Below are 10591 nucleotides of genomic sequence, written 5' to 3'. Positions count from 1 at the left end.
CCCGTTTAACCCCCCGCAGCACCAGCCCAGGACCGGGCCGGCCGGTTTCGACTGCCGTTCAGCCGGCGTCCGGTCCGCGGGGAATGGCGGGTGTTGTGAAGTTCATCCCACCGGCCGCGCACCCACGCCAACCTGGTTAGGTGGTGCTCCGCGGTCGGACACCCTGGTGCGCAGCTAACGCGGGTTGCAGGCGCTCCTGGTGGCCAGAGCTGCGCACCCAGCGATGCCGGCGCCTCCGGCCCGTTGCTCGGTGAGCAGATAATGCGGACTTCTGAGGTCCAGGTCACCAGAGCTGCGCACCCAGCGATGCTGGCCTCCCACACAAGTTGCTCGGTGCGCAGATAATGCGGGTTGCTGGGGCCCAGGCAGCCGGAGCTGCGCACCCACGCCTACCTGCCGGGTGTTGCTCCACACCTGCATTCCTCGGTGCGCAGGTAATGCGGGCTGTTGGCGTTCTTGGTCACCAGAGCTGCGCACCCACGCACACTTGCCTGGGTAGTGCTCCGCATGTGGACGCCCGGTGCGCACCTAACGTGGACTGCCGACGCTTAGGCCACTAGGGCTGCGCACCCAGACGGGAACCTCAACCACTCTCATGACGTCCGGGGCCAAATAAGCCCGCAGTTCCCACCCCTCGTGACAGAAGTGACCTGCTGTGACCTCACCCACCTCATGGGCAACGACGGCTGGGAAACACGGCGGTCACCCACTCTCCCCAACCCCGACTGCCGCCGTATCTGAACAACTCGGCCATCGCAGCGACACGCCTTCCCACTCTCCGTGACAGGTGTAACCTCCTGAGGTCACACCAGCCCCGGGACGCAACAAAGAGTGGGAACGCGTACTGGAGTGGACGGGCCAGCAGCGGGCAGGCCTGTTGGCGAGGGAGTAGTCGGCTGCGGTGCGCGGGTGCGGAGGGGTGCTTAGTCGGTCAGGGCGAGTCGTCTCAAAAAATCAGCGGTGCCTTCGCCCGTAAACTCGTCCGGGTGGACTGGGCGGCCTGAGACTGCCAGAAGCAAGGATAGGGTCGATCCCCGCACGATGCCGCCGGAGCCTGAAACGACACCGGAGTCGTCCGCCATGAGCCGTAATCCTACAGCCCGCTGTTTGCCGCCTCCCATGGCGACGGTTGTCTTCAGCTGATAACGCAGTGCTGTGGCAACGTGCTCGACAGGATACTCACGAGTCTTACCCAGAGGGCGTCGAATATCCTCGGCATGAACGATTGCCTCGACCAGCCGGGTTGCAGGTGCCGCGGGCGGCGTGTTCGTTTCATCTATGACGCGACGGAATTCAGCAAGAGTGCCAGCCGGAGTCGCCGCCCGTTCCCGAGCTATTCCCGCTGCGTTATCGCGGTCAAAATCGAACCGGGCCGCGATCATGCCGCGAAGAAATCCCCACCGGGTGGTTTTCGCTGTGCTTACAAGATGGGCGAGGACATCGTGGATGTCCCAGCCAGGACATAGGGAAGGGGCCGCCCACTGTTCTGGCCGGAGGGATGTGAGGTCGTCGATGAGCGCCCGTCGTTCTTCATGCACGGCAGGCCACACCATCGGCCATTCTTTGGAAGGCATGCAGCAACTAAAACACGATTATCCAACGCTGAGCGTAGGCTGACCCCGAGCCAGCCTCCGTAGGAGATGCCGTGGTGAAACCGGCTCCGCATGGACAATTCCACATTCGGGACATAGCGGACTCTGCCGCTCCTTGGACGACAGTGGCGAGATTCACTGGCGTCAAACTGCCACAGCGGGGACTGGGGACGGCTGTGCTGCCGTACTGGCTTAGAATTGAAGATGACCCAAGGTGGTCCCACGACTTTCGCAGGCCAGATCCTGCACATCACCTACACATACATAGTGACGAGCGACTGCAGTTAATCCGTTGGTCGGCTCACGACGAGAGGAACTCAGCATGTCCGAGCAGAACAACAGAGAAGAACGCGACAGCCAGGGACGCCCCAAGGCGAACGATCGCAAGCCTCCGCAGCGCAAGTCATACAACGACCGCCAGCCGTCCGCCAGCCGTCCGACCCGCGACGGAGAACGGCGTTCCTTCTCCAACGATCGCGATCGTAAGCCTTATGCGGGCCGTGATGAGCGGAAGCCGTTCGGCAGTGATCGTGGTGATCGTAAGCCCTTTGCTGGTGGCGATGATCGTGGAGCGCGTAAGCCGTTTGGTGATCGTCCGGCTCGTGATGGTGAGCGCAAGTCGTTCGGCAGTGATCGTGGTGATCGTAAGCCCTTTGCTGGTGGCGATGATCGTGGAGCGCGTAAGCCGTTTGGTGATCGTCCGGCTCGTGATGGTGAGCGTAAGCCGTTCGGCAGTGATCGTGGTGATCGTAAGCCCTTTGCTGGTGGCGATGATCGTGGAGCGCGTAAGCCGTTTGGTGATCGTCCGGCTCGTGATGGTGAGCGTAAGTCGTTCGGCAGTGATCGTGGTGATCGTAAGCCTTATGCCGGTGGTGCCGGCCGTGATGAGCGTAAGCCGTTCAGTAATGATCGTGGTGACCGTAAGCCGTATGCCGGCCGTGATGAGCGTAAGCCGTTCAATAGTGACCGTGGTGACCGTAAGCCGTTTGGTGATCGTCCGGCTCGTGATGGTGAGCGCAAGTCGTTCGGCAGTGATCGTGGTGACCGTAAGCCGTTCAGTAATGATCGTGGTGACCGTAAGCCGTATGCCGGCCGTGATGAGCGTAAGCCGTTCAATAGTGACCGTGGTGATCGTAAGCCCTTTGCTGGTGGCGATGATCGTGGAGCGCGTAAGCCGTTTGGTGATCGTCCGGCTCGTGATGGTGAGCGTAAGCCGTTCAGCAATGACCGTGGTGATCGTAAGCCTTATGCCGGTGGTGCCGGCCGCGGTGACCGTAAGCCGTTCCGCAAGGACTCGGATCGCCGTCCGTCGTCCGACCGTCCGTTCCGGAGCAATGATTCCCGGAGCACCGACAGGAGCAACGACCGGGCACGCGGCACCGATGAGGCGCCGGTTACCGAGCGCAAGCACAATGCCCGGGATCTTCGCAGCGCCAACCGCTCAGACCGCGAACGGTCGCCGGAGATTGATGATGACGTCACAGGCCAGGAGCTGGACAAGGTCACCCGCGCCCAGCTGCGCAACCTTGAAGAGGTCAACGGCGAGTGGGTTTCCAAGCACCTGGTGATGGCCGGACGCCTGATTGACACCGACCCGGAGCTGGCTTTCCAGCACGCTCTCGCAGCCAGCCGCCGCGGCGGACGCATGGCAGCCGTCCGTGAAGCAGTCGCCCTGACCGCCTACGCCGCAGGGGAGTTCGGTGACGCGCTGCGCGAGTTCCGTACCCACCGGCGGATCAGCGGCTCGAACGAATACCTGGCCATGATGGCTGACTGCGAACGCGGGCTGGGCCGTCCTGACCGTGCCCTGGACCTGGCACGCTCAGAAGAAGCAGCCGAAATGGATGCTGCCGGCAAGGTGGACATGGCGATCGCAGCCTCGGGTGCCCGGATGGACATGGAGCAGTACGACGCCGCCGTTCACGCCCTGGAGATCCCGCAGCTGGATAAGAACCGTGCGTTCCCCTACAGCCCCCGGCTGTTCCGCGCCTACGCCGATGCCCTGGAACTCGCAGGACGCGGCGGCGAAGCCGAGCCCTGGCGCCGGCAGGCACTGCTGGCCGAAAGCGTGCTCGGCATGGGAGAGTTCGCTGAACCCGAGATTATGGATCTGGGCGACGACGACGAAGCTCCGGCCAAGCCGCGCTTCCGCCGGGACTCCGTCGAAGAAAACTCCGCCGAAGGGGATGCCGCAGCCTCCGCTGAGGACCGCTCCGGCAACTATGCCCAGGTCCCTGAGGCCGCCGTTCCGGCCTCTGAAGAGGACGAATCCGACGACGCCCTGCCCGGTGACGAGCGTGAAGCCCTCCTTGGTGCCGAAGAAGCAGAAGAAGCCGATGAGGACGATGCATCCGTAGAGGCGGAGGCGGGGGAACCCGGCCTTGGCAGCGATGTGGAAGCCGAGGACACCGCGGAGCGTCATGACTAGGGCGCTGGTAGAGAACTTCGACGCGGTCTTTGCGGACCTCGACGGCGTTGTTTATGCCGGACCGCACGCCATCCCGGGTGCACCGGAGGCACTGCAGCGGCTGGAAGCCGCCGGCATCAAGCTGGCCTACGTAACGAACAACGCCTCCCGTTCCTCGGAAACGGTTGCCGCGCACTTGCGGGACCTGGGCGCGCCGGCCACCGCCGAAACCGTGTTCGGTTCTGCGCAGGCCGGGGCCGAGCTGCTTGCCGGACTGGTCCCTGCCCGCAGCCGGGTCCTGGTGACCGGCAGCGCCACGCTGGCGGACCAGGTCCGTGCCCAGGATCTGGAACCGGTGAGCTCCGCCGATGACGGGCCGGTGGCCGTGATCCAGGGTTTCGATCCGGAACTGGGCTGGAAGGACCTGGCAGAGACGGCCTTCGCCGTCGCGGCCGGGGCCGTCTGGGTCGCTACGAACACCGACCTCTCCATCCCGCAGGCCCGCGGCATCGCCCCGGGTAACGGCACACTGGTGGCCGCGGTGGCGGCCGCCACCGGCAGGACACCGCTGGTTGCCGGGAAACCGGAGGCACCCCTGTTTACGACGGCGGCCCGGCACCTTGGTGTCTCGCGGCCGCTCGTCGTCGGCGACCGGCTGGATACCGACATCCTCGGCGGCAACACTGCGGGCTACGCAACAGCGCTGGTTCTCACCGGCGTGGACACCCCGGCCACTGCGCTGGCAGCCCGCGCCGCGGAACGGCCGGTCCATCTGATCCCGAACCTCGCGGCCCTCTATGAGCCCTACCCGGAGGTGGCCCGTTCCGGGGAAGGCTACCGCTGCGGGGACGCCCTCGCCCGGGTGGTGGGAGGCGCGGTGGAGATCACGGCGCCCGAAGAGACCCTCGACGGGTGGCGGGCGGCCTGTGCAGCGTGGTGGGACGCCCACCCGGACTCCCCGGCGGCGACCAGCCCCGAAGTCCGCTGGACTGTCGGCAGCGGCAGCTAGGCTGAGGCCGTGGACAAAAACGAAGAGGATCCTGGAACGGAGGCGGTTCCGGCGGCCGGAAACCATCCCGCCCGGGAAAGCGCTGCCATGCGTGTTCCGGACGCTCCGGTCACAACCGGCGACCCCCGGGTCGACGCCGTGCTGGCCGGGCTGGACCGGGTGCCTGAGCTCCCGGTGGCAGAACACGCCGGCCTTTATGCGGGACTGCATGACGGGCTGCTTGCGGCCCTGAACGAGGAATCCCCGGGAACCCAGGGGAGCCCCGTTCCCGGACCGGGAGCGGGGTAGCCGTGGGCAGGCTGGACCAGGAACTCGTTAGCCGTGGCCTCGCGCGCTCCCGCACCCACGCGGCGAAGCTTATTGCTGCCGGCCGGGTCGCCCGCGACGGCACGGTGCTGACCAAGGCTTCGGCTGCCGTCCAGCCGGAGGAGCTGCTGAGCATCGCGGACGACGGCGGCCCGGACTACGTCAGCAGGGCAGGGCACAAACTGGCCGGCGCGCTGGCGGCCTTCCCCGGGGTGTCACCGGCCGGGCTCCGCTGCCTGGACGCCGGTGCCTCCACGGGCGGGTTCACGGATGTGCTGCTGCGTGCCGGGGCGCGGGAGGTTGCCGCAGTGGACGTGGGCCACGGACAGCTCGTGGACTCGCTGCGCGCCGACCCCCGGGTGCGTGTCTTCGAGGGTATGAACGTCCGCTACTTCACCCCGGACCAGATCGGCGGCACCGTGGAGCTCACGGTTGCCGACCTTAGCTTTATCTCCCTGACCATGGTTGTCGGGCCGCTGGCTGCTGCCACCAGTCCCGGCGGCAGCCTGCTGCTGATGGTTAAACCGCAGTTCGAGGTGGGACGCGAACTGCTGAACCGCACCGGCGTCGTCACCGACCCCGCCCGGCACCGCCTGGCAGTTGAGCGTGTGGCCGAGGCCGCCGTCGGCGCGGGTCTGGAAATTGCCGGAATCGCCCGCAGTCCTTTGCCCGGCCAGAACGGGAATGTGGAATTCTTTATGTGGATGACGGTTCCAGCGAGCTCCGTGCGTGCCGCAGCCGACCGGTCGACGGCAGCATCAGCACTGGTCAATGACGTGTTCGAGGAAACCTCCGAGGAGGGACCGGCGTTTGCAGAGGTGCCGGAAGGCGTACAAGACTGACCGGACAGCAACACACTTGCCCCTCGCGGGGCAGAACAGGACTGGAAAAATATGAGCAGACGAATACTGGTGCTCGCGCACACCGGCCGGAAGGCCGCCATGGCTGCGGCCCAGGAAGTCTGCACCCAGCTGCATGCCGCCGGGCTGACCCCGGTCATGCGTGCCCAGGACCTGGAGGACATCCAGGCCGAATACGGGCAGCTCACGGCACCCACCGAGATCCTGCACGACGACGTCCAGCTCGGCGGGGTGGACCTGGGCATGGTGCTCGGCGGTGACGGCACCATCCTCCGCGCCGCGGAACTGGTGCGGGGCACCGAGGTTCCCCTGCTGGGCGTGAACCTGGGGCACGTGGGATTCCTGGCCGAAAGTGAACGCGAGGACCTGGAAAAAACGGTGCGCTGGGTCGTGGACCGGGCCTACACCGTCGAAGAGCGGATGACGATCGACGTCAAGGTCTGGCTGGACAGCACCCTGCTGGCCCATACCTGGGCCCTGAACGAAGCCGCCGTGGAGAAAGCCGACCGCCAGCGCATGCTCGAAATCGTGATGGAGGTGGACGCACGTCCCATTTCATCCTTCGGCTGCGACGGCGTGGTCATGGCCACCCCCACCGGTTCCACGGCCTATGCCTTTTCCGCCGGCGGTCCCGTGGTCTGGCCGGAAGTGGAAGCCCTGCTCATCACGCCGATCAGCGCCCACGCCGTGTTCTCCCGGCCGCTGGTCGTTGCCCCGGAATCCATCCTCGCGGTGGAGATCCTGGCCCGGAACGCCGCAAACGGTGTGCTCTGGTGCGACGGACGGCGCAGCTTCAATCTCCCGCCCGGAGCGCGGGTGGAAGTCACCAGGTCCAGCGTGCCGGTCCGCCTGGCACGCACCCACGAAACTCCGTTCTCGGAACGGCTGGTCCGTAAGTTCCAGCTGCCCACACAGGGCTGGCGCGGACCCGTGAACCATCCTGCAGACGCAGCCGAAGGCGGAGGAGGAATTCCGTGATCGAGGAAATACGCATTCGCGACCTTGGTGTCATCACCGATGCAACGCTGACTCTGGGGTCCGGATTCACCGTCGTCACCGGCGAGACCGGTGCCGGCAAGACCATGGTGATCACGGCCCTGGGACTCCTGCTGGGCGCACGGTCGGATGCCGGAGCCGTCCGCACCGGTGCCAAATCAGCGCTGGCCGAAGCCGTGGTCCGGCTGCCGGAGCAAAGCCCCGCCGTGCTGCGGTCCGTGGAAGCCGGGGCAGAGCTCGAAAAGGTCGACGGCGGCGTCGAACTCCTGGTGGCCCGCACCGTTAACGCCGACGGCCGCAGCCGCGCCCACCTGGGCGGGCGTTCGGCGCCCGTCGGAGTCCTCGGGGAAGTGGGCAGCCACCTCGTTGCGGTGCACGGCCAGACCGACCAGCTGCGGCTCAAGAGTGCCACGGCCCAGCGCGAGGCACTGGACAAGTACGCGGGGGAGTCCCTGCGCGCCGCGCTGGAGGACTACCGCACCGGGTACGCCCGCTGGCGGGCCGCTGCTGCTGAGCTCTCGGAGCTGCGGGAGACCGCACGGGAACGGGTACGGGAGGCGGAGTTCCTGGCAGCATCGCTGGCAGAGATCGACGCCGCGGCACCCGAGCCGGCGGAAGATGAAACGCTGAAGACCGAGGCCATGCGCCTGGGCAACATCGAAGAACTGCGGACAGCGTCCGTCAAGGCGCACGAGGCACTGGTGGCCGGGGACTTCGCCGACGGATCCGACGCGACCTCCCTGGTGGACGCCGCCAAGCGCCAGCTGGAACAGGCCGGCGAACACGACCCAGCGCTGGCGCAGGCCGGCCAGCGGCTGGCGGAAGTCGGCTACATCCTGACGGACATCGCTGCGGAGCTCTCCAGCTACAGTGCCTCGCTCGACGGCGAGGGACCGGGCCGGCTGGCCGAAGTGGAGTCCCGGCGCGCCGAACTGGCGACGCTGGTCCGCAAATATGCGCCGTCCATCGACGAGGTCCTGGAATGGGCCGAAACGAGCCGGGCACGCCTTGCGGACCTGGGCGACGACGGCAACCGGATCGAATTCCTCGAAGCCGAGCTGACGGCGCTTGAGACCCGGCTGCAGGATGAGGCCGCCGGGCTGACCAAGCTGCGCGCCGAGGCCGCCGGGGAACTCTCCAGCCGGGTCAGCGCCGAACTCGCGGCCCTGGCGATGCCGGATGCCCGCCTGGTCATCAACGTGGAAAACACCGGCGAGATGGGACCACACGGCGCGGACGCCATCGAATTCCTCCTGGCCCCGCACCCCGGGGCGCCGCCCCGCCCGCTGGGCAAGGGCGCGTCCGGCGGTGAACTCTCCCGTGTGATGCTGGCCATCGAAGTGGTGCTGGCTGAGGTGGACCCGGTCCCGACGTTTGTCTTTGACGAAGTTGACGCCGGCGTCGGCGGCAAGGCCGCCATCGAAATCGGCAGGCGGCTGGCCATGCTGGCCCGCCATGTTCAGGTCATTGTGGTCACGCACCTGCCGCAGGTGGCGGCCTTCGCCGGCCACCACATCCGCGTGATTAAAACCTCAACCTCGGCAGGCGACGGATCCGGCGTAACCGCCAGCGACGTCGTGGTGCTGGACCGCGAGGCCCGGATCAGGGAACTGGCCCGGATGCTCGCAGGCCACGAGGACTCGGAGTCGGCCCGCGCCCACGCCGAGGAACTGCTGGCGACGGCTGCCGTCCCCGGTGAAGCAACTACCCAGACCAACAAAAGGTGATAGGCTCGAATTCCGTGGTGCAGCGATCAAATTCCAGGTTTCCCAAGTCGTCTTCTACGACCAAACACATCTTTGTCACCGGCGGCGTGGCATCGTCCCTCGGCAAGGGACTGACGGCCTCCAGCCTCGGTCACCTGCTTCGGGCACGCGGCCTCTCGGTGACCATGCAAAAGCTCGATCCCTATCTCAACGTGGATCCGGGCACAATGAACCCCTTCCAGCACGGTGAAGTCTTCGTGACCGATGACGGCGCCGAAACGGACCTCGACATTGGCCATTACGAGCGTTTCCTTGATGAGAGCCTCGACGGGTCGGCCAACGTGACCACCGGGCAGGTGTACTCCACCGTCATCGCCAAGGAACGCCGCGGCGAATACCTCGGTGACACCGTCCAGGTCATTCCGCACATCACCGACGAGATCAAGCGCCGGATGCGCCTGCCCTCCGAGGCGAAGAAGCACCCGGACGTCATCATCACCGAAATCGGCGGCACGGTCGGCGACATCGAGTCCCAGCCGTTCCTCGAAGCGGCCCGCCAGGTCCGCCAGGACATCGGCCGCAACAACGTCTTCTTCCTGCACGTCTCCCTGGTTCCGTACATCGGTCCGTCCCAGGAACTGAAGACCAAGCCGACCCAGCACTCCGTGGCAGCCCTGCGATCCATCGGCATCCAGCCGGACGCGATCGTCATCCGCTCGGACCGCCCGGTTCCGGATGCCATGCGCGACAAGATCGGCCGTATGTGCGACGTTGACGTCGACGCCGTCATCGGCTGCCCGGATGCCCCGAGCATCTACGACATCCCCAAGACCCTGCACTCCCAGAACCTGGACGCGTACATCGTCCAGCACCTGGGATTGAAGTTCAAGGACGTCGACTGGACCAAGTGGGACCGCCTGCTTGAAGCAGTCCACAATCCGAAGCACCACGTGGAGGTGGCGCTGGTCGGCAAGTACATCGACCTGCCCGACGCCTACCTCTCCGTCACGGAGGCCCTGCGTGCCGGCGGTTTCGCCAACAACACCAAGGTCCAGATCCGCTGGGTTCCCTCGGATGACTGCGCCACCGAAGAGGGTGCGCGCAAGGCCCTGGCCGGCGTCGACGCCATCTGTGTGCCCGGCGGCTTCGGCATCCGCGGCCTCGAAGGCAAGCTCGGTGCCCTGAAGTTCGCCCGCGAAAACAAGCTGCCGACCCTGGGCCTGTGCCTGGGCCTGCAGAGCATGGTCATCGAGTACGCCCGCAACGTGGTTGGCCTCGAAGGTGCTTCCTCCAGCGAATTCGAACCGGATACCAAGTACCCGGTGATCGCGACCATGGCAGAGCAGAAGGAAATCGTGGCCGGACAGGGCGACATGGGCGGCACCATGCGCCTGGGACTGTGGGACGCGAAGCTTGACGAAGGCTCCGTTGTGGCCAAGACCTATGGCAAGACGGCCGTTTCCGAACGCCACCGGCACCGCTACGAGGTCAATAACGCCTACCGCGGTCAGATCGCCGAAGCCGGCCTGGTCTTCTCCGGCACCTCCCCGGACGGTGCACTCGTGGAGTTCGTTGAACTGCCCGAGGACGTTCACCCGTACTACGTCTCCACCCAGGCCCACCCGGAACTGAGCTCGCGGCCCACCCGGCCGCACCCGCTCTTCGCCGGGCTGGTCAAGGCCGCACTGGTTCACCAGGGCGCGGAGGCGTAGGAA

9 protein-coding genes are annotated in these 10591 nt (G+C 66.2%); 7 read left to right on the top strand and 2 right to left on the bottom strand.

Going from position 1 to position 10591, the window contains the following annotated elements; genetic code table 11:
• Positions 1–923: 923 nt before the first annotated feature.
• Positions 924–1574, bottom strand: a complete 651-nt coding sequence (locus AL3_RS12835; protein ID WP_083521711.1) for a maleylpyruvate isomerase family mycothiol-dependent enzyme — start codon at positions 1572–1574, stop codon at positions 924–926.
• Between the two features lie 421 nt (positions 1575–1995).
• Positions 1996–3003, bottom strand: coding sequence for a hypothetical protein (locus AL3_RS18675; protein WP_169795752.1), 1008 nt, complete (start codon positions 3001–3003; stop codon positions 1996–1998).
• A gap of 156 nt (positions 3004–3159) precedes the next feature.
• On the opposite strand from AL3_RS18675, the gene AL3_RS12830 reads away from it, so the two are divergent.
• The 7 genes from AL3_RS12830 to pyrG are packed head-to-tail and all read left to right on the top strand — an operon-like array spanning position 3160 to position 10588.
• Positions 3160–4020, top strand: coding sequence for a tetratricopeptide repeat protein (locus AL3_RS12830; protein WP_246168502.1), 861 nt, complete (start codon positions 3160–3162; stop codon positions 4018–4020).
• Positions 4013–5008 (top strand): HAD-IIA family hydrolase, encoded by a 996-nt coding sequence (locus tag AL3_RS12825; protein ID WP_066301498.1) that lies wholly within the window; start codon positions 4013–4015, stop codon positions 5006–5008. The genes AL3_RS12830 and AL3_RS12825 overlap by 8 nt, the downstream gene beginning before the upstream one ends.
• A 9-nt stretch (positions 5009–5017) precedes the next feature.
• Complete coding sequence (locus tag AL3_RS12820) at positions 5018–5296, top strand: hypothetical protein (RefSeq protein ID WP_246168505.1); 279 nt, start codon at positions 5018–5020, stop codon at positions 5294–5296.
• A 2-nt stretch (positions 5297–5298) separates the two neighbouring features.
• Complete coding sequence (locus AL3_RS12815) at positions 5299–6156, top strand: TlyA family RNA methyltransferase (RefSeq protein WP_066301495.1); 858 nt, start codon at positions 5299–5301, stop codon at positions 6154–6156.
• Between the two features lie 51 nt (positions 6157–6207).
• The gene (locus AL3_RS12810) at positions 6208–7152 is read left to right on the top strand and encodes an NAD kinase (protein ID WP_066301492.1); all 945 of its coding nucleotides are present in this window, start codon (positions 6208–6210) and stop codon (positions 7150–7152) included.
• Positions 7149–8897, top strand: a complete 1749-nt coding sequence (recN, locus tag AL3_RS12805; protein WP_066301489.1) for a DNA repair protein RecN — start codon at positions 7149–7151, stop codon at positions 8895–8897. Before AL3_RS12810 ends, recN begins: the two co-directional genes overlap by 4 nt.
• Positions 8894–10588 carry a CTP synthase gene (gene pyrG, locus AL3_RS12800; RefSeq protein ID WP_066301483.1) on the top strand — a complete coding sequence of 565 codons (1695 nt, stop codon included), beginning with the start codon at positions 8894–8896 and terminating at the stop codon, positions 10586–10588. Before recN ends, pyrG begins: the two co-directional genes overlap by 4 nt.
• The last annotated feature ends 3 nt before the right edge of the window (positions 10589–10591 follow it).

Origin of the sequence: Arthrobacter luteolus NBRC 107841 (assembly GCF_001552075.1) — a bacterium.
GTDB classification, from domain to species: Bacteria; Actinomycetota; Actinomycetes; order Actinomycetales; family Micrococcaceae; genus Arthrobacter_B; species Arthrobacter_B luteolus.
The sequence above is the reverse complement of the archived record's forward strand: the minus strand, read 5'-3'. Positions and strand labels throughout refer to the sequence as shown.

Excerpts from the sequence above, each read along its gene's own strand:
- AL3_RS12830 (WP_246168502.1), top strand. The coding sequence starts at position 3,160 with ATGGCCGGACGCCTGATTGACACCGACCCGGAGCTGGCTTTCCAGCAC.
- AL3_RS12810 (WP_066301492.1), top strand. The coding sequence starts at position 6,208 with ATGAGCAGACGAATACTGGTGCTCGCGCACACCGGCCGGAAGGCCGCC.
- AL3_RS12825 (WP_066301498.1), top strand. The coding sequence starts at position 4,013 with ATGACTAGGGCGCTGGTAGAGAACTTCGACGCGGTCTTTGCGGACCTC.
- AL3_RS12835 (WP_083521711.1), bottom strand. The coding sequence starts at position 1,574 with ATGCCTTCCAAAGAATGGCCGATGGTGTGGCCTGCCGTGCATGAAGAA.